22 protein-coding genes are annotated in these 22,507 nt (G+C 66.0%); 9 read left to right on the forward strand and 13 right to left on the reverse strand.

Annotation, left to right across the window (positions count from 1 at the left end; all coding sequences use genetic code 11):
* Nucleotides 1-41: 41 nt before the first annotated feature.
* The gene (locus tag JI664_RS05205; RefSeq protein WP_207012664.1) at nt 42-335 is read right to left on the reverse strand and encodes a hypothetical protein; all 294 of its coding nucleotides are present in this window, start codon (nt 333-335) and stop codon (nt 42-44) included.
* Nucleotides 336-453: 118 nt separating this feature from the next.
* Here JI664_RS05205 and JI664_RS05210 point away from each other — a divergent pair, with 118 nt between their 5' ends.
* A complete protein-coding gene (locus JI664_RS05210) occupies nt 454-1,047 on the forward strand; it encodes a TetR/AcrR family transcriptional regulator (RefSeq protein WP_207012665.1) in 594 nt (197 codons plus the stop codon).
* Nucleotides 1,048-1,090: 43 nt separating this feature from the next.
* On the opposite strand, the gene JI664_RS05215 is transcribed toward JI664_RS05210, so the two are convergent.
* The 4 genes from JI664_RS05215 to rsmA all read right to left on the reverse strand — a co-directional run bounded on the left by JI664_RS05215 (nt 1,091) and on the right by rsmA (nt 5,804).
* On the reverse strand, nt 1,091-2,938 hold the full coding sequence (locus tag JI664_RS05215) for a TadE/TadG family type IV pilus assembly protein (protein WP_207012666.1): 1,848 nt from the start codon (nt 2,936-2,938) through the stop codon (nt 1,091-1,093).
* 8 nt (nt 2,939-2,946) lie between these two features.
* The gene (locus JI664_RS05220) at nt 2,947-3,483 is read right to left on the reverse strand and encodes a TadE/TadG family type IV pilus assembly protein (protein WP_207012667.1); all 537 of its coding nucleotides are present in this window, start codon (nt 3,481-3,483) and stop codon (nt 2,947-2,949) included.
* Complete coding sequence (locus JI664_RS05225) at nt 3,480-4,748, reverse strand: pilus assembly protein TadG-related protein (protein WP_207012668.1); 1,269 nt, start codon at nt 4,746-4,748, stop codon at nt 3,480-3,482. The genes JI664_RS05220 and JI664_RS05225 overlap by 4 nt, the downstream gene beginning before the upstream one ends.
* A gap of 210 nt (nt 4,749-4,958) precedes the next feature.
* Nucleotides 4,959-5,804: a 16S rRNA (adenine(1518)-N(6)/adenine(1519)-N(6))-dimethyltransferase RsmA gene (gene rsmA / locus JI664_RS05230; RefSeq protein WP_207012669.1), complete on the reverse strand. Its 846-nt coding sequence runs from the start codon at nt 5,802-5,804 to the stop codon at nt 4,959-4,961.
* 96 nt (nt 5,805-5,900) lie between these two features.
* Here rsmA and JI664_RS05235 point away from each other — a divergent pair, with 96 nt between their 5' ends.
* Nucleotides 5,901-6,509 (forward strand): exonuclease, encoded by a 609-nt coding sequence (locus JI664_RS05235; protein WP_207012670.1) that lies wholly within the window; start codon nt 5,901-5,903, stop codon nt 6,507-6,509.
* Nucleotides 6,510-6,512: 3 nt separating this feature from the next.
* On the opposite strand, the gene pdxA is transcribed toward JI664_RS05235, so the two are convergent.
* The 5 genes from pdxA to lptF form a co-directional block, all read right to left on the reverse strand.
* Entirely contained in the window at nt 6,513-7,496 is a 984-nt protein-coding gene (gene pdxA, locus JI664_RS05240; RefSeq protein ID WP_207012671.1) for a 4-hydroxythreonine-4-phosphate dehydrogenase PdxA, read from the reverse strand.
* Nucleotides 7,496-8,779: a peptidylprolyl isomerase gene (locus tag JI664_RS05245; RefSeq protein WP_207012672.1), complete on the reverse strand. Its 1,284-nt coding sequence runs from the start codon at nt 8,777-8,779 to the stop codon at nt 7,496-7,498. Before JI664_RS05245 ends, pdxA begins: the two co-directional genes overlap by 1 nt.
* A 72-nt stretch (nt 8,780-8,851) precedes the next feature.
* Nucleotides 8,852-11,023, reverse strand: a complete 2,172-nt coding sequence (locus JI664_RS05250) for an LPS-assembly protein LptD (protein ID WP_207012673.1) — start codon at nt 11,021-11,023, stop codon at nt 8,852-8,854.
* A 71-nt stretch (nt 11,024-11,094) separates the two neighbouring features.
* A complete protein-coding gene (gene lptG, locus JI664_RS05255) occupies nt 11,095-12,195 on the reverse strand; it encodes an LPS export ABC transporter permease LptG (protein WP_207012674.1) in 1,101 nt (366 codons plus the stop codon).
* Nucleotides 12,192-13,340, reverse strand: a complete 1,149-nt coding sequence (gene lptF / locus JI664_RS05260) for an LPS export ABC transporter permease LptF (protein WP_207012675.1) — start codon at nt 13,338-13,340, stop codon at nt 12,192-12,194. The genes lptG and lptF overlap by 4 nt, the downstream gene beginning before the upstream one ends.
* Nucleotides 13,341-13,534: 194 nt before the next feature.
* Here lptF and JI664_RS05265 point away from each other — a divergent pair, with 194 nt between their 5' ends.
* The gene (locus tag JI664_RS05265) at nt 13,535-14,986 is read left to right on the forward strand and encodes a leucyl aminopeptidase (RefSeq protein ID WP_207012676.1); all 1,452 of its coding nucleotides are present in this window, start codon (nt 13,535-13,537) and stop codon (nt 14,984-14,986) included.
* 3 nt (nt 14,987-14,989) lie between these two features.
* Nucleotides 14,990-15,463, forward strand: a complete 474-nt coding sequence (locus JI664_RS05270) for a DNA polymerase III subunit chi (protein WP_207012677.1) — start codon at nt 14,990-14,992, stop codon at nt 15,461-15,463.
* A gap of 63 nt (nt 15,464-15,526) precedes the next feature.
* Here the strand turns inward: JI664_RS05270 and JI664_RS05275 are convergent, their stop codons facing one another.
* The gene (locus JI664_RS05275) at nt 15,527-15,859 is read right to left on the reverse strand and encodes a TraR/DksA family transcriptional regulator (RefSeq protein ID WP_207012678.1); all 333 of its coding nucleotides are present in this window, start codon (nt 15,857-15,859) and stop codon (nt 15,527-15,529) included.
* Between the two features lie 143 nt (nt 15,860-16,002).
* Here JI664_RS05275 and JI664_RS05280 point away from each other — a divergent pair, with 143 nt between their 5' ends.
* From JI664_RS05280 to JI664_RS05295, 4 genes are all read left to right on the forward strand, one after another.
* Nucleotides 16,003-16,866, forward strand: a complete 864-nt coding sequence (locus JI664_RS05280) for an MBL fold metallo-hydrolase (RefSeq protein ID WP_207012679.1) — start codon at nt 16,003-16,005, stop codon at nt 16,864-16,866.
* A 148-nt stretch (nt 16,867-17,014) separates the two neighbouring features.
* On the forward strand, nt 17,015-17,443 hold the full coding sequence (locus tag JI664_RS05285; protein ID WP_207012680.1) for a YeeE/YedE family protein: 429 nt from the start codon (nt 17,015-17,017) through the stop codon (nt 17,441-17,443).
* Nucleotides 17,443-17,883, forward strand: a complete 441-nt coding sequence (locus tag JI664_RS05290; protein WP_207012681.1) for a DUF6691 family protein — start codon at nt 17,443-17,445, stop codon at nt 17,881-17,883. Before JI664_RS05285 ends, JI664_RS05290 begins: the two co-directional genes overlap by 1 nt.
* 23 nt (nt 17,884-17,906) lie before the next feature.
* The gene (locus JI664_RS05295) at nt 17,907-18,332 is read left to right on the forward strand and encodes a TIGR01244 family sulfur transferase (RefSeq protein WP_207012682.1); all 426 of its coding nucleotides are present in this window, start codon (nt 17,907-17,909) and stop codon (nt 18,330-18,332) included.
* A 94-nt stretch (nt 18,333-18,426) separates the two neighbouring features.
* Here JI664_RS05295 and JI664_RS05300 read toward each other — a convergent pair whose 3' ends face one another.
* Complete coding sequence (locus JI664_RS05300) at nt 18,427-19,446, reverse strand: hypothetical protein (protein WP_207012683.1); 1,020 nt, start codon at nt 19,444-19,446, stop codon at nt 18,427-18,429.
* A gap of 178 nt (nt 19,447-19,624) precedes the next feature.
* On the reverse strand, nt 19,625-20,185 hold the full coding sequence (locus JI664_RS05305; protein ID WP_207012684.1) for a TIGR00730 family Rossman fold protein: 561 nt from the start codon (nt 20,183-20,185) through the stop codon (nt 19,625-19,627).
* Nucleotides 20,186-20,314: 129 nt separating this feature from the next.
* On the opposite strand from JI664_RS05305, the gene JI664_RS05310 reads away from it, so the two are divergent.
* Complete coding sequence (locus JI664_RS05310; RefSeq protein ID WP_207012685.1) at nt 20,315-22,504, forward strand: LysM peptidoglycan-binding domain-containing protein; 2,190 nt, start codon at nt 20,315-20,317, stop codon at nt 22,502-22,504.
* Nucleotides 22,505-22,507: the final 3 nt, after the last annotated feature.

Here is a 22,507-nt window from a genome sequence, read left to right on the forward strand (position 1 = left end):
GGTCCGGGGGAAGCGGGGCTGCCTGCGTCGCGCGATAGCGCCTATTCGCTGTTCGCCTGTTCGTCGAGCATCAGGGCCCGGCGGCGCATTTCGGCATATTCGGCGGGCGACAGACCCTGATAGCGCATCTGCTGCGCGCGGGCGCGCAGGCTGGCAGCGCGGGAATTGAGGCTGGCAGTGCTTGCCTGCGCGCGGCTCGGATCGGCGGCACCTTCTGTGCGGGCGACGATTTCGGCGCGCGGCAGCAAGGCCGGGGCTTCGGGTGCGACCGTCGCACAGGCCGCGATCCCCAGCAGCGCGGCAAGGGCAAGGGGAAAAGCGGAGATGCGGGTCATACGGGCCTCGGGTCTGGTGTACCCATGGTAACAACCGCCCGCGAGGGTGTGAAGCGGCAAAGCAGCAGAGGTGGTGGATCCGGGCTTGAATTGAACGGGTGTTCAGTGAAAATGCGCCATGGCTCGAAAACCCGGATCCCGCGCCGAGATTACCGGCCCCAAGCTGCGCGAGACCGCCTTGCGCCTGTTTGCACGCGACGGCTACGCGGCCGTGTCGATGCGCCAGATCGCCGCCGAGGTGGGCGTGCAGGCGGGCGCGCTGTATCTCTATACCGCCGACAAGCAGAGCCTTTTGTTCGACGCGATGTCCGACCATATGGAGGCGCTGCTTGCCGCTTGGCAGGCCGAGGCGCCGCAGGGCGATGCCCCCGCGCGGCTTGAGCATTTCGCGCGCTTCCATATTCGCTTTCACGCCGCTCGCGCGGATGCGGTCTTCATCGCCTACATGGAATTGCGCAACCTCACGCCCGAGAATTTTGCCCGGATCGAAACCCTGCGCTCGCGCTACGAGGCCGAGCTCGAGGGCATTTTGCGCGCAGGGCAGGACGAAGGCACGCTGACCGTGCCCGATATCAAGCTGGCCACCATGGCGCTGATTGCCATGCTGACCGGCGTGAATACGTGGTTTCGCGAAGGCGGGCGGCTCAGCCGCGACCGGGTCGAGGATATCTATGTCGATATGGTGCTCAAAGCCGCGGGCGCCCGGATCTGACCCCGGGTGCCCGTTTGGTTAACGCCGCCGCGCGGTGTCGGTCTCAGTAGCTGGTCCACTGATCGACATGCAGATCCGCATCGCAGGTGCTGTTGCCATAGGTGCCGACGAAGAGCACGTATTGCCCGGTCGGCGCGTTGGTGATCCGCACGCCCGCGTTCCAGTTCAGGTAATCGTCGTTGAAATACCATTGCCCGTTCGGGTCGCGCACCGCCAGCGTGGTGTCGCAGGTATAGCCGTTATTGCCGTCATCCAGCCGCAGCTGCAGCGCCGAGCTGGTCGAGCTGACATTCTGGTTGTCGTAGTTCAGGACCAGACTGGGCGACGCGTTCACCCAGCCCCATCCGCGCAGTGTGTTGCCGCAGACATTCAGGTTGGTTTCGCCACCCGCGCGCTGTGGCACACGGATGCCGGTGGCAAGGTCCGAGCGCGTCATCGTCAACCACGGCGCCCCGATGCGGTATTCCGGGCATCCCGAATAGCGCGGGAAGCGGGAATAGGGATCGGCGCCAAGCGCATTGGCTGCGTCGGCGGTGAAGGGCGGCGCCGAGCCCGAACCAGCCGAGGTGATCGTCAGGTTGTCGAGCCCCCAGGATTCGTTGCCGAGCGCTTCGTTCAGGGTCGCGGAAAAGCCAAGCTGGAAATTCTGCGGGGCATTGTCGATGGTCAGCACGACATGCCAGATCTGATCGTTGTAATAGGCGCCGGTCAGGTTCTCCAATCCCGTCGTCGGCGTCATCGTCATGCGATAGGTCATCGAGCGCAGATACCCGGCCGAGGATCGGGTATTGGCAAAGGGGACCAGCCGGTCGGTTGCGAACGGATCCCGCGAGATCGGCGTGCCGTCGATCATAACCGCGAAACTGTCGCCCTGATCGGTCGCCCAACTCAGATCGAACGCGTCCCAGCTATCGATCATGTAGAAGTCGAATTCGATCGTCGCGACGCTGCCCGCCTGCGGCAGATTGACGTTCAGAGTCACCGGATTGTCGCGGGTTTCCTGACCGAACGGGCCGAGATAGGCGCCGTTGGGGCCGTTCTGGGTGATCGTCGATTGCGAAAACCCTGTGGTGACGCCGTCATCGAAACCGAAGGTTGCCACCTGTCCGGTGTCATCGGGATCGGGCTCGTCGACCTGATCGCCGGGATCGGGCAATTCCTCGTTCCCGCCGCCGGTCCATGCGATCTCGTAATCGCTTTCGGGGTAGACGGGCTCGATCCCGTCGAAATTGATCCACGGCGCAAAGCGCGGACGCACCACGACCACGGGCGAAAAGCGAAGCTGGCCGATGCCGACATTCGCGAAGGGTTCCCACAGCGAAAATGCCTCGACCAGCAGCAGCGCCTCGCCGGGCAGAACCGGCGGGATGCGGTCGGCGAGATCCTCGACCGGCATCTGGTAGGCGGCATTGGTGAAGCTCACGCTTTCTTCGTCACCGAAACGCTCCTGCAACCCGGCGTAATCCTCGTTGCCCAGCAATTCGAACACATCGGCAGGCAGCTCGGCCAGATCGCGGGTCGCATAGGACCATTGCAGGCGGTTGCGCTCGTTCTCGGAATCCCAGATCACCGACGAGACCCTGAGCCGGGTCTCGTAATTGCTGTCGGCGAGGAAGTCGAAAACGTCGTTGAGACCTTCGATGTAATTGGCGGTGAACAGGTTGGTTTCGCGCGACATGATGTCGGCCACGGTCTGCGCGGCCATCTGCGCGTGATAGCGCGCCTGATAGCCGTTGAAGAACACGACCATGGCGGCCAGCCCCCACAGCATCAGCGGCAGCGAGAGCACGAATTCGATCGAAACGGAGCCGCGCGCGCCGGTCACGAAGCCACGCGCCCGGTTGCGGACGCGACCCAGACCCGCACTGCACTGTCTGAACTGGTTAAGCATAGCGGACCTCATGTGGGTTCGTTCGCGAAGGCGGCGTGGGATACAAGGAAGAAGCCGCCGGACTCGTCTTCGGGCATGCCCAGGATCAGGCCGGTCATCTTGATGAAGGGATCGGCGACCGCACAGACGCGGATCAACATCAGCTCTTGCGCGCCGGTGCCGGGGCGGAAGGACACGACGGGATGCAGCTCGTGCTCGCGGTTGACGCATTGCGCGTCGTCGTCGAGCCCGCTCCATGTGGCGGTGTCGACGGGATGCATCTCGACCGCCATCGAATTCACGCAATCGGCGATCAGGAACGTGTTGTCGCAGATGAGCTGGCGGAAATTGTCGTATTGCGCGCCGCTAACATTGCCCAGCCGCACCTGCCGCACGGCGATATCGACGGCGCGATCGAGAAAGACCTGCCGCAGCATCACGATGCCGTAATCGATCGACGAGAACAGCAGCGCCAGCACCATCGGCAGCACGATCACGAATTCGACCGTGGTCGTGCCCGCTTCGCGGCGCGTGAAGCGGCGGATCTGGCGCAGGAGAGCCCTCATAGCGTCAGCCGCAATTGCTGCGTCTGGATCGACGCGGTGATGCCTTCGAAGACCTCGATGATCTCATCGGCTGAGGTATTGAAGTAGTGGCTGGCCGACGAGGCGCAGGATTGCATCAGCTCGGCGCCCGCATTGGGGGCCTGATAGGCGATGGCATAGATCAGCACGCCCTGATCCTTCAGCGCATTGCAGACGCTCAGCGTGTTGTTGTCCTGCGTCTGTTGGCCATATCGCTCGCCGCAGCAATTGGTACCGTCGGTCAGAAGGATCAGCGCGCGCACGACATTGGGTTCATCCCAGTCATAGGGGCGCCCCTCGAAGGCGGCATCGACCTCGCCATTGGCGATCAGCTCGCTGATGACCGGGCGCAGATCGGGGTCGAAGAACAGCGCGCCGAAACGCACGCCGAGATCGATCGAGGTCGTGCCCGCCGCGCGCAGGTCATCGATATATTGCTCGGCCAGAGCGGGGTCGCTGACATAGGGGCGCACCAGCCTCCACGGCTGAGTGTTGCAGTTGTGGCGGACGCTCAGCAGGTTCAGCGAACCGGTGATATTGTTCCAGGTGCTGAAATCGTTGCACGCGCCGATTCCCGCCACGTTGATGAAATTGTTCAGAAACCCGGTCGGCGGCAGCACCCAGGTGTCATAGGGCACCAGCGTGATGCCGACATCGCCCACTTCCTCGGCATCGTTCAGAAGCGTGGTCGTCAGGTTGACGGCGGCGTCGCGCATCGCGGCGATCTTCTGCTGGCCGTTCATCGACCCCGAGACATCCAGCACCATCACCAGCTCGACATCCGGGCCGCCGTCGAATTGCTCGGCGGCACGGGCGGGCGTGGTCATGGCGAAGCTGTCGACGCCCACGAATTGCATGAAAAGGGACGGAACGGTCGCGGCGGGGAAGACGGTGACGACGCGCCCGTCTTCGTCATTCTGTTCGACACGGAAATTCGAACCCAGCTGATCGCTGAGCCCCTCGGCCGCGAAATAGGCGCGCAGGATGTCTTCGGGCGTGGCATCGGCATTGTTCTCGCGCAGCATGGTCGCGGCCAGCACCGCGCGGTCGGCGGCGCTTTGCATTCGGATCCGCTCGTTTTCGTAGCGCATCATGTCGACGGCGATCCCGCCGATCAGGATCATCGCCACCAGAATGAACAGGCTGAAGACAACCACGGTGCCGCTGTCTTGACGGGAAAAACGCGCCAGACGGGCCATGAGGGGATTATTGGCCCAAAGAGCCCTGAAATGGCGCGGGGGCAGCATGCGGATCACCTGTTACTGACATGCACGAGGGCACGGTACGCCGCGACCCTAGGCCGATCCGGTGGCCGAAATACGGCGATGCGCTGCCCGATTGTGGCAAGGATCAGGCGCGAAAAACGGTTTCTTGGAAACGATCTGTTCCCAGAGCGTGCCGGGTTCCGCGAGAGTTGCGAAATGCTTCAGCGTCTCGCCAAATGGTTACCAAATTGCTTAAGCGGGGCCGGCAAGGTCGCGGGCCAGCGCGCAGAACGATTCCAGCCCGATTTCCTCTGCGCGTGCCGTCGGTGCGATGCCCAGACGCTCGAGCCGTGCTTCGATCTGCGGGTCGAGGCCTTTCAGCGCGGCCCGCAGCATCTTGCGCCGCTGGTTGAAGGCTGCGGCGACCACACGCTCAAGCATCTTGGGCGGCGCGGGAAAGCGCGGCTCGGGCAGGGCGGTCAGATGCACCACGGCACTGTCGATCTTGGGCGGCGGGGTGAAGGCCGAAGGCGGCAGCGTCAGCACGATTTTCGCCTCGCACCGCCATTGCGCCAGCAGCGCGAGCCGCCCATAGGCCTTGGACCCCGGCTTTGCAACGATGCGTTCGGCGACTTCCTTCTGGAACATCAGCGTCAGCGTCGACCAGACCGGCGGCCACTCGGCGGGGGTGAGCCAGCGCACCAGAAGCTCGGTGCCGACATTGTAGGGCAGGTTCGCCACCACCTTGATCGGCGGTGTCAGATGCGCCAGCGGATCGATAGCCAGCGCGTCGCCGTTGATGACCTCCAGCCGGTCGGGATAGGCGGCGGCGATCTCGGCCAGCGCGGGCAGGCAGCGCGTATCCTTCTCGATCGCCAGCACCCGGCGCGCGCCTTCGGCCAGCAGCCCGCGCGTCAGCCCGCCGGGGCCTGGGCCCACCTCCAGAACGTCCGACCCCGCAAGATCGCCCGCCGACCGCGCAATCCGCGCCGTCAGGTTCAGGTCCAGCAGGAAGTTCTGCCCCAGCGCCTTCTTGGCCTGGAGATCATGCGCGGCGATAACGTCGCGCAGAGGAGGAAGGTTGTCGATTTGCGCCATCCAATTCCCATCGGGGAAAATCGGGCGCAAGGCAAGAGCGCGCGGGTTGCGGTGGCGCGCGTAAGAGCTAGGCTCGCGCGGAAAGGGAGGGCTGCGATGACCCATGCCGTTTTCTACGATTGCGAATTCCTGACCGCCCCCGGCGCGCCGATGCGTTTCTGGAACGGCCCCAAGGACCCCGATCCGCTGATTGCGCAGATCGGCGCGGTCAAGCTGTCCCTCGACGATCCCTACGATGTCCTCGACACCTTTTGCATCCATGTCCTGCCCATCGGGCGCGACGGGGGACGCGTGGCGCTCGACCCGCTCTTTACCCGGCTGACCGGCATCGACGAGGCGGCGCTCGACCGCGATGGCATCGAACTGGGCGCAGCGCTGGCGCGGCTCGAGTCGTTCAGCGAGGGGGCCGCGCTCTGGTCATGGGGCAAGGACGAGCTGAACATGATGGGCGTAAGCTGCTGGATCGCCGGGATCGTGCCGCCGCTTTCGCCCACGCGGTTCCGCAATGCCTGCGACCTGACGCTGGCCGCCGGAACGCCGCTGGACGAGGTCCAGAAACTGCGCTCGAACACGATTTCCGAGTATTACGGCGTCACGCATCCGCCGCTTCAGGCGCATGACGCGCGCGACGATGCGTTGTGCGTGGCCTATACGATGCAGGCGCTTCTGCGCGACGGGCGGCTTGCGGTCGCGGCCTTTGAGTGAGCGTCAGTGACGGCTGGTGGCCATGTCCCACGCCATCGTCATCGCCGCGCGCATCGAGGTGGGATCGGCCACGCCTTGCCCGGCAATATCATAGGCGATGCCATGATCGGGCGAGGTGCGGATGAATGGCAGGCCCAGCGTCACATTCACGCCGCCCGCGAAATCCACCGTCTTGATCGGGATCAGCGCCTGATCGTGATACATGCAGATCGCCGCGTCGTAACGCGCGCGGGCCGCGGCGTGGAACATCGTGTCGGCGGGCAGGGGGCCCGCGATCTGCATCCCCGCATCCCGGTAGCGCGCGATAAGCGGCGCGATGAAATCCAGCTCTTCGCGTCCCATAGCGCCGCCTTCGCCCGCATGCGGGTTCAGCCCCGCCACCGCAAGGCGCGGCTCGCTCAGCCCGAAATCGCGTTTCAGCGCGGCATGGGTGATCTCGATGGTGCGGCCCAGCAGATCGGGCGTCAGGGCAATCGGCACCTCGGACAGGGCGATATGGATCGTGGCCGGCACGACGCGCAGCTCGGGGCAGGCCAGCATCATCACCACATCCGTGCCGCCCGCCAGATGGGCGAGGAACTCGGTATGGCCGGGAAAGGCGAAGCCCGCGCCGTCCTTGAGCGCTTTCTTGTTGATCGGTGCGGTGACCACGGCGCTGCACGCGCCGCTTTGGACCAATGCCACCGCGCGCTCGATGGCGGCGATGGTGCCTGCGGCATTCTCGGGCGTGGGGCGACCGGGTGTCGCGGGTGCGGCAAAGGGCAGGGGCAATACGGCCAGCACGCCCTCGGGCACGCTTTGCGCCGGGTGATCGACGGCCTGCCACGGCGTGCCGTCGGGCAGATGGCGGGGATCGCCGATCCAGACCATCGGCGCGGACGAGCCCCCGGTGGCGATGCGCGCGGCCAGTTCCGGCCCGATGCCCGAAGGATCGCCGCAGGTCACCGCCAGCGGCGCGGTCTGCTGGCGCTCGGCGGACTGTGCCATCACGGATACCGGATGTCGGCCTCGGCGCGCAGCCGTTCGAGATAGAGCGCTGCCTGACCTTCGAGCGCGCGGTTCATCAGGCCCCGGCGCACATCGTCGCGCGAGGGCGCGCCTTCGCCGGCGACGATGCGGCGGCACAGGATGCGCACGACCAGCGCGCCGTTCTCGACCGTCTGGGCCGAAATCTGGCCCGCGTTCAGGCGCTCAAGTTCGGTCCGCTCGGCGGAGGACAGCTCGCTTTGCGAGACGGTGATCTGTTCGACCGTGCCGGTCGGCAGCTCGGGGATCTCGCGGTAGACCACGGCGTCGAAATCGACGCAGGAATCGACATTCTCGCGGATCCGCTCGAGATGCGCGAGATTGGTCTCGCTGCGCCCGCCGGGCAGGGCCACGCGGCGGAATTCGATCTGCACCTGATCGGGCGGAACCTGACGGGCCTCGCGCCGGGCACGAAGCTGGAAAAAGGCATAGGCGCCGGGCATCTCGATCGGGCCGATGACGGTGCCGACCGGGGCGGTGGCCATCGCGCTGGCGACTTGCGGCGGCATCGCCTGAATGTTGACCCAGCGGTCGATGCGCCCGCCCGAGGGGCCCGAGGGCGCCGCCGAGACCTGACGCGCGGCGTTCGAGAACTCTGTCTCGGAACGCATGCGCTGGATCTGCGGGATGATCCGCTCGACCTGGGCCGCGAATTGCGGGTCCGAGGGCAGGAAAATCTCGGACAGCAGGATCTCGGTCGTGGGCTGCAGCCCTTCGAGCGAGAGCGCCTGATCGATCTGCGCGTCGGTGATGCGGATCTGCGAGCCGTAAAGCGTGCGCACCAGCTCGCGCCAGATCACGCCCGCGCTGATGAAGCTGATCAGCGTTTCGCGGTCCACCCCGGCCTGCGTCAGCCGCGAAACCAGCTCTTCGCTGCTGATCTCGGCGCGCGCGGCGAATTCGGCGATGCCCGCTTCGATCGCATCAGGGGGCACCCGGCCCCCGAGACGACGGCCTTCCTGCATCTGCAGACGGTCTTCGATCAGCCGCTCAATGGCGCGCTCGCGCGGATTGTCGCCCGCCGCGCCGATGAATTGCAGGAAGCGCATCTTCTGCGTGATGTCGTAATTGGTGATCGGGTCGTCATTGACATAGAGCGCCGCCGCGAAGGGCGATTGCGCCTGCGCGGCCGAGACCCATCCCGTGCCGGTCAGCACCGGCGCCCCGACGAGTGCGACGGACAGGGCCGTGCCGAGAGAAAGGGCAAGCGACCCGAGGGTCTTGCGAAGGCGCGAGTCGTTCATAACTGCGATCCGTTCTGTTCGTCGTGCATTGCCCCGGACTAGCCGGTCGGGGGCGGGATGAAAAGGGGGCGCTCAGCTCCGGCAGGTGCGTCCGGCATCGCTTGGCGCTGCTCCGCCGATCCCCAGAAGCTCGACACGCATGTCGAACCGGGTCGAGGCCGAGGGGTTCGTCGCGGTCACGAAACGGCGTGCCATGGTCAGCTCGAAGGACAGGCATTCATTGACGAAGGCAAAGCCCGCGCGCGCGGTCGCGAACAGGTTCTGGCCGATGTCGTAATCCCAGCCCAGCGTCGTCGACCAGCCATTGCCGAAGCGCTGGCCGATATCGACCGACCATTCCGACAGATCGACGGCGCGGTCCTCGAACCGGCTGGCGGGGACATACAGATAGGTGGTCGACAGATCGGTACGCCCGCGCGTCCATGACAGGTTCGTCTCGCCGCGCGACAGGTTGCGCGTTTCGGGGTCGATCGCCATGCGCATGGTAAAGGCGTAGCCATCGGTGTGGCTGACCCGGCCCGCCAGCAGCCAGTCCGAGGTCGCGCCGCCCAGCGGTTGCCTGTTGGCGGGATGGTAGCCTGCCAGTGGCGCGCTGCGCCAGATCCGGCCGATCAGCGCTTCGGTCGACCAGCCGTTTGCGGGATCGTGACGCGCCCAGCGAAGGCCCGCATTCACGCGGCTGCCGTCATCGGGCGCATCAGTGCCCACATAGCGCTGGAAAGCGAACAGGTTGCCGGCATCGAGCTCGGGCATCGTGTGGTCGTCATTGGGCAGCCTTGCGCCCGAGCGCTGCGATCCGATCACCTGCACGACCGGCTCGATCACGTGCCGCGCGCCCCCGGAATCGACACGCATCCACGGCCAGCGCAGCTCGACCATCGCTTGCGCGACGCCGCGAGTGACAGGATCGACATAGCGCAGGTCGTCGTCGATGCGCACATGATCGACGCGGCCGTTCAGCGCAGCCGTGGCCAAAAGCCCGCCGGGCAGCACGCCGCTGCGCCGCCAGCCCAGTTCCACATGCGCCCGCGCCACATCGCGCCCGGCGCGTCCGTCCAGCGTCGAGGCCCGCTCGAAACCGCGCGCGCCATAGGACAGCGCCAGATCCCCGCCGCCGATCGTATAGTGATGCTCGCTCTCGGCCTGAAGCGCGACATTGGGCTGCTGGGCGTTGATGTCGCCTGCGCGCAGCGAATAAAAGCCCAGGGCGCGGATGCGCTGCGCCTCGTTGCGGCGGATACGCTCGAGCGTCACGTGGCCGTGCAGCCGCGCATCGTCGGTGATGCCGTAGGTTTCCAGATAGGTCCGGTCGGCTGCGGCCAGCACATCGGCGCTCAGCACCCAGTCGTTTTGCAGATGGAACAGCGCGCGGACATAGCCGTAGCCGCGCAGATCCGCCGCCGTTAGGTCATCGCGCGAAACCTGCCCGCCGATTTCGATCCCGCCACGCCGCGTCGCGCGCCGCCAGCGAAACCCGAGCGAAACCGTCCCCTCGGACGAAACGCGCGGCGTCAGCGTCAGATCCTGACGCTCGCCTAGCGGGATAAAATAGGGAATCCCGGCGGAAAAGCCCAGATCGCTGTCCATCGAGAATTCGGGCCGCAGGAAGCCACGCAGCCGGTTGGTGCCGGGCGCGGGTAGCACGAGGCGGGGCAGGTAAAAGACCGGCATCCCGGCGATGCGGAACTGCGCATGGTCGAAAGCCAGACGCCCGCCCGGTTCGTCATGGGTGACACGCTCGGCGCGGATCTCCCATAGCGGTGTCGGGTTGGTCGCGCAGACCGGGCAGCTCGAGGCCAGTACCTGATCCATCTGGCTGACGCGGTTGGTGCCGCGCTCGATCCGGGCGGCCGAAATCTGCAACTGCTGGTCCAGCACCAACCGCGCGCTGGTCACGATCCCCGCCTGCAGCGACGGCGCCAGCTCGGCGGCATCGGCCAGAAGCACGGTGTCGGGCCCGTCCGATATCGTCAGCGGCCCGTTCAGGATCAGGGAATCGTTCGCGCGGTCATAGCTGACGCGATCGGCGGTCATGCGGATCGAACCGTGCCAGATCTCGACCGAACCGGTGGCGATCAGCCGCCCGGACTGATCGACATAGACCTGATCGGCCATCAGCGTGGCGGGGACCTGCGCCGCGGCGGGCAGGGCGGTGGCCATCAGGGTCGCGCCGGCAGGAACCAGTGCGGTCGAGGCCAGCAGCGTCGAGCCAAGGAACGCAAAGCTCCGCAGGCCCGCTTGCATGCGGGTTGCGCGGTTGCCGATCCTGCCCCCGATCCTATTCACGGCGCGTGCAATGCGCATTCTGCCAGCCACTATCCGTCTTCCAAGTTCAGCAATACCCCAAGTGCCAGCAGCATGGAAGCTATCGGTGGTGTCCAGATCGCCAGCGACAACGGGATTTGCCCATTCTCCCCGAGAACTTGCGCGAAGTTGCGCAAAAAGAACAGCGCAAACCCGGCCAGCACGGTGATCAGAACGCGGCTGCCGGTGCCGCCCGCCCGGGTGTGTTTGAAACACAGCACCGCGCCCACCAGCAGCATCGCTGCCATCAGCGTCGGCAGGGCCAGTTCGGACTGGAATTGCGCCCGGTGGGTGCGCGACGACAATCCGGCCCGGTCGAGGGCGCGGATGAAGGCGGGCATCTCCCAGACCGACAGCATTCCCGCGCGGCTGACGCTTTCGCGGATCCGGTCGCCCGTCAGGTCGCTGTCGAGCTCGAGCGTCGGATAGCGGCGCGAATCCCGTTCGGGATTCTCCGCGCGCAGGTCCCAGCGCTTGGCGTCGCTCAGGATCCAGCGTCCGGGGACCAGACGGGTCTCGGCGGCTTCGATACGGATCAGCGGCACGCCGCTTTCGCGGTCGAACAACATGAAGCTGACCTCGCCAAAGCCCAGCCCGTCGGGTTCGACACTGCGCGCGCGGATCACGGTCTGGCCCTGCTCATCACCCTGCCGCAGCCACAAGGCCGAACCTTCGAGCGAGATCTGCGCCTGCAGATCGGGCGAGGTCAGCATTTGCAGCCGGTCCTCGTAGGTGCGGCTGGCCGCGGCGACCAGCGGGTTGAGCGCGCCCACCACGAAGACCCCGAAGAGCAAGGCTGCGATGAAGGGCTCGCGCAGCATCCGCATGGCGCTGCGCCCGGCCGAGCGGATGACGACCAGCTCGCTTGAGCGGGCAAGGCCCAAAAAGGCGGCCATCGATGACAGGATCACCAGAAGCGGCAGGATCTGGTAGAAGGTCGAGGGCACTTTCAGCGCCGCGAGCCACAGGATCTCGGACATCGCCACGTCGCGACCACCGAAGCGGCGGACCATCTCGACCGTCTCGAACAGCATCAGCATGCCGAAGAACACGGCGCCGATCATGCCGAAGCTCATCGCTACCCGGCGCACAAGATACCAGCCCAGCGTCATGATCCGGCCCGCTCGCTTCTCGGGGCGCCGATATCGCCACGCGCGCCCCGGACCCGCCGCGTGCGCGATCCCCAGGCGATCAGCGCCAGCGCCGTGGTCAGCGCGACAAAGAGCGGGGCAAGGCCCAGCCAGGCCAGCGAGGCCGAGCGCATCGCCGTACCCGCCACCGCGTTGTTGAGCATCTGCGCCACGGCCATCAGGGCCACCGCCAGCACCACTTCCTTCCAGAAGCCCAGCCGGCTGAACCCGCCTGCGACCAACGAGCCGAAGCCGATCAGCGCCGCCGCCAGCGCGGCGAAGCCATCGATGAAGCGCGAGGCCAGTTCGAAGGCGAAACGCGCTTCGTTCGCGCCGGTCTCTCGCAGCAGGGCGGGCGTGGGAGCCATCAATTCGCGCGATGAGAGTTCCTCGACCGAGCGCCCGCCGCCCGCAGGCCCGGCGATGCTGCTCAGGTCATAGGTGAAATCGCCAAAGCCCGTGACCGACAGCCGCCCGGTCTGCGCGTCGTAAATCTGTGCCTGCCCGTCGATCATCACCAGCTTGGGGCCCGAGGCCTCGGGGACGATCAGCGCGGTGCGGGCGGTATAATCGATGCGGTTCATCTGGCTGCGCGCATCCGACAGGTAGATCCCGCGCATCGCGCCTTCGGGGGTGATTTCATTGATGAAAAAGGTGATCCCCTCGGTCGGGTGCTGGAACACGCCGTCTTGCAGCAGGCTGGCAGTCATGTTCTGCGCGATTTCCGAGCGCCGCTCGGACAGCATCGTGCGCGCCTCGGGGATCATGAAATGCATCAGCACGGCCAAGAAGGCGCTGACGATCAAGCCAAAGACCGCAATCGGCCGGGCGATGCGAAAAGGCGAGATCCCCGCGGCCGTCATCACCGTGATCTCGCTGTTCTTCAGAAGCTGCAGCGTGACATAGGTCGCGGCCACGAAAGCCGAGATCGGCAACACGGTGCGGATCAGCATCGGCAGGCTCAGCGCGGTGAATTCCAGAAACACCGACATCGGCTGCCCGTCGCTGATGAGCTGATCGAACAGCCGCACCGCGCGGTTGACCCAATAGACCGACACCAGCACCAGCGAGAAAAAGCCGAACACCCACAGAAGCTGTGCCAGGATATAGCGATCCAGCCGCGTCACGCGTCCTCCGGGGTCTGCATACGATTGCGCGCAACTTAGCCAGATCGCAGAGCCTGCGAAACCGTCAATCGGCACAGCACCGCCCGATGGCCGTTTCCTGCCTGAAAACGGGGGGAAATCGGATTGCGCACCGGACTTTCCAATCGGGCGGACGCGGGCTAGGTTTCGCGCAACACAGATCAGGACGATTTCTCATGGCCCTTCCCGACATTCAGTTCACCGCCCCCGATCCCGCCGCGATTGCTGCCCATCCCGGCCTTGTCGCCGTTTTCGGCGATCTGGCGCTTGACCCCGAGGCGCGGCGCGTCGACCGGGTGACCAAGGGCGCGCTGACGCGGGCGCTGACCTCGGATGCATGGGACGGCGTGGCCGAGGGCGAGGCGATGGTGCTCGCCTATCCGTCGAACATGGCCGCCAGCGCGATCCTGCTCATCAAGCTGCCGCGCCGCGCCGATGCCACGGTCCTGCGCAAGGCCGGGGCCAGCATCGGCAAGGCGCTGAAGCCCGCCGGCGCGCTGGTTCTGGCCAAGGCGGTCAAGTCCATCGCCCCGTTGGTCGAGGGCGCGGCGCTGCGGGCCTACAGCTATGCCCGCCGGGCCGAAGCCCCGAAAACGCCCGGCGCGATCAATTTCTGCGTCAACGATCCCGACCACGCGGCGGCGGCGGCCAGCGAAGTGCTTGCCGTGGCCGATGGGGTGCATTTCACCCGCGATCTGGTCAACGATCCGGCCAATATCCTGACCACCGTGGAATTCGCCAAGCGTCTCGTGGCGCTGCGCAAGCTGGGGCTCGAGGTCGAGGTGCTCGACGAGCCCGAACTGGAAAAGCTGGGCATGCGCGCGCTTCTGGGCGTGGGGCAGGGGTCGGAAAGCCCGTCCAAGGTGGTCGTCATGCAATGGAAGGGCGCCGAGGGCGCGCCTTTCGCGCTGGTGGGCAAGGGCGTGGTCTTCGACACCGGCGGCATCTCGATCAAGCCTGCCAGCGGCATGGAAGAGATGATCATGGATATGGGCGGCGCGGGCACCGTCGCGGGCACGATGAAGGCGCTCGCCCTGCGCAAGGCCAAGGCGCATGTCGTCGGGCTTGTGGGGCTGGTCGAGAACATGCCCGACGGCAAGGCGCAGCGTCCCGGCGATGTCGTCACCTCGATGAAGGGCGACACGATCGAGATCATCAACACCGATGCAGAAGGGCGGCTCGTTCTGGCCGATGTGCTCTGGTACGCGCAGGAACGGTTCAAGCCTTCCGGCATCATCGACCTCGCCACGCTGACCGGCGCCTGCATGGTGGCGCTGGGCTACGAGAATTCGGGCGTGTTCTCGAATGACGACGATCTGTGCAACGCGCTGCTCAAGGCCGCCGACGCGCAGGACGAAGGCGCGTGGCGCCTGCCGCTGGGCCCGGCTTACGACCAGCTCATCAAGAGCCGCATGGCCGACATGAAGAATACCGGCGGGCGCTGGGCCGGGGCGATCACCGCCGCCCAGTTCCTGCAGCGCTTCATCAAGAAGGACCAGCCCTGGATCCATATCGACATCGCGGGCACCGCCTATCCGGCCTCGGACACCACGCTCGCCCCCAAAGGGGCCAGCGGCTGGGGGGTGCGCACGCTGGACGCGCTGATCAAGGCAAGGTTCGAAAGCTGATCCATGGCCGTCGCCCGATTCTATCACCTCACCCGCGATCCGGTCGAAGCGCTGCTGCCGCTTCTGATCGGCAAGGCGAACGAGATCGGGCTCAATGTCGCGCTGCGCGGCACCGACAAGGCGCGGATGGACAGCCTCGACCGGATCTTGTGGCACGGCGACGGCTTCCTGCCGCATGGCATGGCGGGTGGGCCGCATGACGCGGATCAACCCTGCCTTCTGGTCTGGGAAGAAACGCCCGCTTCAGGGCTGGCCAACAGGCCGGGCTGTCTGGTGACGCTCGACGGGGCCGAGGTGGTCCCGGACGAGGCGCAGGCGGTCGACCGGCTCTGCGTGGTGTTCGACGGCATGGACGAAAGCGCCGTGGCGCGGGCGCGCGATCAATGGCGCGCGCTGACCGGCGCCGGAGTCGCGGCAGAGTACTGGAGCCGCGAATCCGGGCGCTGGGCATGCAAGGCAAAACACCCGCGCGATTGACGCGCGGGTGCTCGGTTCAGGTTCTGTGCGCAGGGCAGGGCGGCTTTGTCTGCGCCCTGCTAATCACGGCGCGCAGTCGGCGCAGAAGGGCGTCGCGGGCAGGACATCGAGCCGCTCGGCGCTGATCTCGGTGCCGCAGGTGACGCAAAAGCCGTATTCGCCTTCGTCCATGCGCTTGAAAGCCGCCCGGATCGCGCGGATCTCCTGCTGGCCTTCCTCGCCCATCGAGGTGAGCATCTCGTCCTGCTCGCGCTCGGTGGCGAGTTCCTCCCAATCCTTCGAATCGTGCGTCAGCAATTCGTCCTGGATGTCGTGCAGGCGCGAATCGAGTTCGCGCAGGCGGGCCAGGAGCTGCGTCTTCCGCTCCGCAACCGAGCGTTCCGGGGTGCCGGGCATAGGCTTCTCCTTTATCATTTCCGGGTTATTCTACGATCTGGCCCTGAAAGCTGCATGATCCATATCAAATATTCACATTCAAAACTTGAAATGTGTCTGAAAGAGTGTATGTTGCATTCAGCAAACGGAATATGGAGCCCGCCATGAAACCCGAAGTCTATGGCTTCTTCGACGAAGCGACCTTCACCATCACCTATGTGGTGCGCGACCCTTCGAGCAGCAAATGCGCGATTGTCGACAGCGTGCTCGACTTCGACTACGCGTCCGGGCGGACCGATACCCGCTCGGCCGATGCCGTCATCGCCTTCGTGAAAGAGAAGGGGTTCGAGGTCGAATGGCTGCTGGAATCGCATGTCCATGCCGACCACCTCTCCGCCGCGCCCTATATCCAGGAGCAACTGGGCGGCAAGATCGCCATCGGCGAGAATATCGCCGTGGTGCAGGACACGTTTGGCAAGGTCTTTAACGAAGGCACCGAGTTCCAGCGCGACGGTTCGCAATTCGACGCGCTCTTCAAGGAAGGCGACAGCTTTCATATCGGCCAGATGCGCGGCGACGTGTTGCACACGCCCGGCCACACCCCCGCCTGCCTGACCTATGTCATCGGCGACGCGGCCTTCGTGGGCGACACGCTGTTCATGCCCGATTTCGGCACCGCGCGTTGCGACTTCCCCGGCGGCTCGGCCGAGACGCTCTATGCCTCGATCCAGAAGATCCTGTCGCTGCCGGATGAAACCCGCATCTTCGTGGGCCACGATTACAAGGCACCGGGTCGCGACGAGTTCGCCTGGGAAACCAGTGTGGCCGAGCAGAAGGCGTTCAACATCCATGTCGGCGCCGGCAAGCCCGCAGACGAATTCGTCTCGATGCGGACCGAGCGCGACTCGACGCTGGCCATGCCGCGGCTGATCATCCCCTCGCTGCAGGTCAATATGCGCGCGGGCCAGATGCCGCCGGCGGAAGATAACGGCGTCAGCTATCTGAAAGTGCCGGTCAACGGGCTTTGATCGACCCCACTCAGGGGCAAGAAAAGCAAATATAAAACAAAAGCCTGCCGTGATGTCTTGATGTCGCGGCAGAGCTTTGTGTCTCACCATGCGGATCCGGACGTCAAGCAAGCCGGGCCGCCTGCCACGGAAAACGGGAAAATACGAAATGCCAATCGATTGGATTTGGGGCCTCGTCGGAGGTCTCATGATCGGCAGCGCAGCTGCCTTCTACCTTCTGGTTAACGGCCGGGTCATGGGGGCCTCGGGCATCGTCGGCGGTCTGGTCGACCGCTCGGGCTGGGGCACCTGGGCCGAACGTCTGACCTTTGTTGCCGGGCTCGCGCTGGTGCCTGCGGTTCTCAAGCAGTTCTTCGAGGCGCCGGTCAGCACCAACATTACCGACAACATGCCTGCCGTCGTGCTGGCAGGTCTTCTGGTGGGCGTGGGCACGCGGATGGCTAATGGCTGTACCTCGGGCCACGGCGTCTGCGGCATCTCGCGCTTCTCGCTGCGCGGTATCGCCGCCACCATATTCTATCTCTTCGCCGGCGGCCTCGCCGTTATCGTCTTCCGTCACCTGTTTGGATCGATCTGATGCTGCGCAATATCACTGCTTTCATTGCTGGCGGCCTGTTCGGTGCGGGTCTGCTTGTCTCGGGCATGACCGACACCACCAAAGTGCAGGGCTGGCTCGACATTTTCGGCGACTGGGATCCGACGCTGGCCTTTGTGCTCGGCGGGGCGATCCTGCCGATGATCGTGGCGTGGAACGTCGCCGCGCGGCGCGCGCGCTCGGTTCTGGGCACGGCTTTGCCTGAAAAGCCCGGCTCTCAGATCGACCGCAACCTGATGATCGGTTCGCTGATGTTCGGCGCGGGCTGGGGCCTTGTGGGTCTGTGCCCAGGACCGGCCATGGCCTCGGTCAGCTGGGGCGGCGTCGGAGGCGCGGTCTTCCTGTTGTCGATGTTTGCCGGTATGTATGTCGCGCCGGCCTTCAAGATCCGTTTCAACCGGATGGCCGAAGCAATCAGCTGACCTAAGGCCAAGGAACGCCCCGCATGGATATCCGCCCGCTTTCCGACACGTACAGCGTCTCGCCTCAGATCGAGCCCGAAGATATCGCGGCGATCAAGGCGGCTGGCTACACCACGGTGATCTGCAATCGCCCCGATGCCGAGATTCCGCCCGAACTGCAGGCCGACGCGATGCGCGCTCTGGTCGAAGGGGCGGGGATGGGCTTTGTGCTGAATCCGGTCATCGGCGGCGCGCTGACGCAGGAGAATGTCGACGCGCAGCGCAATGCCATTGACGAAGCGAGCGGTCCGGTTCTGGCCTATTGCGCCTCGGGTAACCGCTCGTCGATCGTCTGGGCGCTGGCCAATGCCGGGCGCAAACCCACCGACGACCTGATTGCGGCGGGCGCGCAATATGGCTACCAGCTGGCCCAGTTCCGCGAGCTGATCGACCGGCTGGCGAAGGGCTGAAGGCGCCCTTGGTAATGCCTGACAATTGGAAAAGGGGGCGCTTTGTGGCGCCCTCTTTTACTTTTGAAACAAAGCAGTATAGGGTGCCGTTCGCTCAGTTGAAGACGCAGTCGCGCGACTGGGCCAGCCGGGTCTCGGCCCCATCGGCCAGAAGCACGATGTCAAAGCGCGATTCCATGCGCGCCAGCGTCTCGACGTCGTAGACCTCATGCCCCAAAAGCGCGAAGCGCAGGTTCTGCGACGGCGCGACCGTGTCGGGCAGATCGAAAGCAAGCTGGCCGACATATTCAACGACCAGCCCGTCGCGCTTGTTCATCCGGTGCTGACCGCTGACCGCCGAGACGATATCGATATCGGTAAAGGCCGCGCCCGCGCCGATGAACGGCTCGAGCAGGGCCATGACCTGCGGAAATCCGGCATCATCCGCCTCGACCCCCAGCCAGGGCTGGCCGAGCGCGACGCGGGTCGCGGGCATGAACCATGTCGGATTGCCCGACACAACCGCCAGAAGCGTGTCGTCGATCACTTGCCGATGCGGCTGTTGCGGCGCGAGGACGGCGCGGCTGATATCGTCGCGATAGAGCACGCCGCGTCCGATCGGCACCACATCCATCCGCCCCTCGGGGCCGCTGTAGCGCCAGCGCGCCAGCGCCGTTTGCGCCCCGTTCGAGCGTCCGTCCAGCCGCAGATGCGTGGCGGCCCCCGATGTGCTGAGAGAAAAGGCGATAATCTCGGGGGTTACGTGGCGAAGTTCCAGTCGTTCGCGTGTGCGCGTGGGGCCGGTCTGGGCCTGCCCGATCTCGACCTCGGTGTCGCAGACCAGAGCGTAATCGGCGCGTTCGCTGATGGCGACGGGGCCGGCAAGTGGTGCCAGCGCGCCGGGGAACGCCCCCAGCGACAGCGTGCCGCTATGGCCCGCGCGCCCGGCGGCGATCAGGGCGCGCATCCGCGCCAGCCGCTCGCCCGCGCCGGGTTCTGTCGCCTGTTCCAGAAACGACTGTCCGAGCCTTGATAGCTCGCTCTGCTCGGCCACCGACAGATCGGCCTGCGCGGGCGCGGCGGGCAGGGTCAGCGCCAGCGAGGCGGCGGTCGCAAGGAAAAGGCGAAAGGTCATGATCTCTCCTGACAAGGGCAGGCTTTGCGATGACTGGCTGCCGGGAGGGGCCTTTCGGACATGCACCTTCCCTGTCCGGCGGCTTGCGGCGTCGGTCGATCCTGAGGCGGATGGATAACGGGTTCAGACTGCCGTCATGCCGCAAAAGCGTAAAGAACGCGTTGCCGCTTGATCTGGGTTAACTCGGTAAGTGTGCCGCAAGTGCCACTTCAAGCATCGCGATATTGGGGACGATGGTCACCAATTCACGCAAAGTGGCAGGCGCGAAGCCCTGATCTATCACATGGTCGATCAGCGCGATCAGCGGCTGCCAGAAGCCGTTTGTATCGACCAGGATAACCGGTTTGCCGTGCAGGCCGATCTGCGCCCATGTCACGACCTCGAAGAATTCGTCCAGCGTGCCTGCGCCGCCCGGAAGGACAACGGCGGCGTGCGAATTGGCGAACATCACCTTCTTGCGCTCGTGCATCGTCTCGGTGATGACCAGCGCATCGAGGCTGGCGCGCGCCAGTTCGTCATGGATCAGGTGGGTAGGGATCACGCCGAAGGTGCGTCCGCCCGCCTCTTGCGTGGCTTGCGCGGTGGCCCCCATCAGCCCGATATCGCCCGCGCCATAGACCAGCCGCCAGCCCCGGCGCGCCAGCATCGTGCCGGTATCGCGCGCGGCCTGCATCATCGCCGGGTCGGTGCCGGGACGCGAGCCACAGAAAACGCAGACCGAAGACGGGACGGGGGACATGGCGGACCTCTTGCTAGACCTTGGGGAAGATTATTGTTTTGCCCATAGATACAGGCGTTGTTACAAAGGAAGTCACAAGGGAACAAGGGCGCGTGCCCGGTGCTCCCGGTGGTTTGACCCTGGGGTGACATGGCGATGATTAAGGGGCTCGTTTGGTGGTTGGGGGGCGGCTCGGTCGTCGCGGCCGGGGTCGCGGCTTATGTCGTCGTCAACGACCGGCCCGGCACGGTGCCCAACACGGCGCCGCCGGGGGAAATCAGCCCCGTTGAAGGCCCCTCTCAAGACGTTGCATCGGCCCCAAGCCCGGCACCTGCCGCGCCCGAGCCGCAGGCCGAGAGCGCCGACATCCCGGCCGACCCCGACAGCACGGTCGAGATTGCCGAGGCGCCGGCTCCGCCCGCTTTCGATGTCGTCCGCGTCGCGCGCGATGGTGCGGCCCTTGTCGCCGGTTCGGCCATGCCGGGCGCTGCGATCAACCTGCGCGTCGATGGCGCGGTGGTTGCGCAGGCAATGGCTGACAGTGCCGGGCAATTCGTGGCGATCTTTTCGCTCGGTACCAGCGAGGCGGCGCAGATGATGACGCTGGAGATGGAGGATGCCGAGGGCAATGTCACGCAGGCGGTCGATACCGTCATCCTGACGCCGCGCTTGCCGCAGCCGCCCGAACAGCTGGCCAGCCTCGCCCCCGAGACGGCGGACAATGCCCCCGATGCGCCAGAGGTGGCGCCGTTGCCGGAGCGCGCGCCCGAAGCGTCCGCCGAGGCCCCGGTGCAGGCCGCGCCGGGTGTTCAGGCCGAGGACCCGGTTGCAGAAACGGCGTCTCTTTCGTCACCCGAGATAACGTCGGTTCCGGATGTGGCCTTGCCTGCGTTTTCTGATGAGACCGTAAGCGACGCGCCTGCAAGCGAAGACGCTCCGCTTGGCCAAGACGCTACGTCCGACGAGGTCGAGGGTGGCGACACGTCCCCGATGGTCTCCGTGCCGGAAGCGCCCGTGCCTGAAGCGCCGCTTGAGCCAACCTCGATCGCCGACGCGCCGGAAGCCGTCGCAGAGGCCGCGCTAGATACGCAAACAGCGTCCGCGCCGGAACAGCCGCGCCCCGCCGCGCCAGTTGGCGTAGAAACGCCTGAGGTGACGCCCGAAGCGCCCGTGGTGGCTCAGACCGAAGCCGCAGCACCTGTGACTGAGACGCCCGACGCGCAAGCGCAGGAGGTCCCGCAGGAAAGCGCCGCCGAACTGCCGACCGCGTTCCTGCTGCGCGGGGACGGGCAGGTCGAGGTGCTCGATCCCGGTCCGAATGTCATGGATAACGTGGTCATCGACACGATCAGCTATTCCGAAAGCGGCGACGTGCAGATCTCGGGCCGTGCGGCGGGCGTCAATCCGCAGGCCGATCTGCGCATCTATCTCGACAACCGCGCCATCGCGACTGCGCGGGCCGAGGCGGGCGACTGGCGGCTGGACCTGCCCGCTATCGCGCCGGGCGTCTATACCTTGCGCGTCGATCAACTGAGCGAGGGCGGCGATGTGGCCTCGCGCTTCGAGACGCCGTTCCAGCGCGAAGACCCGGCCCGCGTGGCCGCCGCGCAGGCACAGATCGACGCGCAGAACGACGCTCAGGCGCAGGCCGAGGCTCAGGAACCTTCGGTGCCCGGGGGCGAGACGCAAATCGCGCCCCCGGCTCCGGATGCCGCGCAGGGCGAGGGGGGCGATGCGCCAGCCGTCACGGCCGCGCCCGCGACGACGCCCGACGAGCCCCTGGCGCCCGATGCGGAAGAGCCGGCGCAGATCGCTGTGCTCGATAGATCCGACATGACCGGGACCGGAACCGGGGCGCAAAGTAGCGGCCAGACCAGCGACGAGAGCCGCCCGGCGCCGCAAGGCGACAGCCGGGGCGCGGCGCCTGCTGCGACGGATGCGCAAGCCAGCGCCTCTGCCGCCCCGCCGCCACCCGCGCAATCGACGCAAACGCGGATTGAAACCGCCGCACCGCCGGCCAGTGCGGGCACCGAGCCCGACGGGGCCGCGCCGGACAACCGCACGCGCCCGGTTCCCGCGACGGCGCCGAGAGTTATGCCGACCGACCCGCAGCCCGCCGCGCGCGTCGCTACAGACATGCCGTCCTCATCGCCCCCGACCACCCCGGCGCCCAGCGTGTCGCTGATCACCGTGCAGCCCGGCCACACGCTGTGGCATATCTCGCGCGAGCGCTACGGGCAGGGCGAGCAATACGTGATCATCTACCGGGCCAATCGCAGCCAGATCCGCGACCCCGACCTGATCTATCCGGGACAGATTTTCAGTCTTCCGGACCGCTGAGAC

The organism is Rhodobacter sp. NTK016B (genome assembly GCF_017303295.1).
In the GTDB taxonomy this organism is placed as follows: domain Bacteria; phylum Pseudomonadota; class Alphaproteobacteria; order Rhodobacterales; family Rhodobacteraceae; genus Pararhodobacter.

What these genes read in the sequence shown, in the direction of transcription:
- JI664_RS05235 (WP_207012670.1), top strand. Translation starts at nt 5,901, where the DNA reads ATGACCCATGCCGTTTTCTACGATTGCGAATTCCTGACCGCCCCCGGC.
- JI664_RS05285 (WP_207012680.1), top strand. Translation starts at nt 17,015, where the DNA reads ATGCCAATCGATTGGATTTGGGGCCTCGTCGGAGGTCTCATGATCGGC.
- JI664_RS05300 (WP_207012683.1), bottom strand. Translation starts at nt 19,446, where the DNA reads ATGACCTTTCGCCTTTTCCTTGCGACCGCCGCCTCGCTGGCGCTGACC.
- lptG (WP_207012674.1), bottom strand. Translation starts at nt 12,195, where the DNA reads ATGACGCTGGGCTGGTATCTTGTGCGCCGGGTAGCGATGAGCTTCGGC.
- JI664_RS05310 (WP_207012685.1), top strand. Translation starts at nt 20,315, where the DNA reads ATGGCGATGATTAAGGGGCTCGTTTGGTGGTTGGGGGGCGGCTCGGTC.
- JI664_RS05215 (WP_207012666.1), bottom strand. Translation starts at nt 2,938, where the DNA reads ATGCTTAACCAGTTCAGACAGTGCAGTGCGGGTCTGGGTCGCGTCCGC.
- JI664_RS05220 (WP_207012667.1), bottom strand. Translation starts at nt 3,483, where the DNA reads ATGAGGGCTCTCCTGCGCCAGATCCGCCGCTTCACGCGCCGCGAAGCG.
- JI664_RS05275 (WP_207012678.1), bottom strand. Translation starts at nt 15,859, where the DNA reads ATGCCCGGCACCCCGGAACGCTCGGTTGCGGAGCGGAAGACGCAGCTC.
- JI664_RS05205 (WP_207012664.1), bottom strand. Translation starts at nt 335, where the DNA reads ATGACCCGCATCTCCGCTTTTCCCCTTGCCCTTGCCGCGCTGCTGGGG.
- JI664_RS05270 (WP_207012677.1), top strand. Translation starts at nt 14,990, where the DNA reads ATGGCCGTCGCCCGATTCTATCACCTCACCCGCGATCCGGTCGAAGCG.
- JI664_RS05250 (WP_207012673.1), bottom strand. Translation starts at nt 11,023, where the DNA reads ATGCAAGCGGGCCTGCGGAGCTTTGCGTTCCTTGGCTCGACGCTGCTG.
- JI664_RS05290 (WP_207012681.1), top strand. Translation starts at nt 17,443, where the DNA reads ATGCTGCGCAATATCACTGCTTTCATTGCTGGCGGCCTGTTCGGTGCG.
- JI664_RS05265 (WP_207012676.1), top strand. Translation starts at nt 13,535, where the DNA reads ATGGCCCTTCCCGACATTCAGTTCACCGCCCCCGATCCCGCCGCGATT.
- rsmA (WP_207012669.1), bottom strand. Translation starts at nt 5,804, where the DNA reads ATGGCGCAAATCGACAACCTTCCTCCTCTGCGCGACGTTATCGCCGCG.
- JI664_RS05295 (WP_207012682.1), top strand. Translation starts at nt 17,907, where the DNA reads ATGGATATCCGCCCGCTTTCCGACACGTACAGCGTCTCGCCTCAGATC.
- JI664_RS05245 (WP_207012672.1), bottom strand. Translation starts at nt 8,779, where the DNA reads ATGAACGACTCGCGCCTTCGCAAGACCCTCGGGTCGCTTGCCCTTTCT.
- JI664_RS05210 (WP_207012665.1), top strand. Translation starts at nt 454, where the DNA reads ATGGCTCGAAAACCCGGATCCCGCGCCGAGATTACCGGCCCCAAGCTG.
- JI664_RS05305 (WP_207012684.1), bottom strand. Translation starts at nt 20,185, where the DNA reads ATGTCCCCCGTCCCGTCTTCGGTCTGCGTTTTCTGTGGCTCGCGTCCC.
- JI664_RS05280 (WP_207012679.1), top strand. Translation starts at nt 16,003, where the DNA reads ATGAAACCCGAAGTCTATGGCTTCTTCGACGAAGCGACCTTCACCATC.
- pdxA (WP_207012671.1), bottom strand. Translation starts at nt 7,496, where the DNA reads ATGGCACAGTCCGCCGAGCGCCAGCAGACCGCGCCGCTGGCGGTGACC.
- JI664_RS05225 (WP_207012668.1), bottom strand. Translation starts at nt 4,748, where the DNA reads ATGCTGCCCCCGCGCCATTTCAGGGCTCTTTGGGCCAATAATCCCCTC.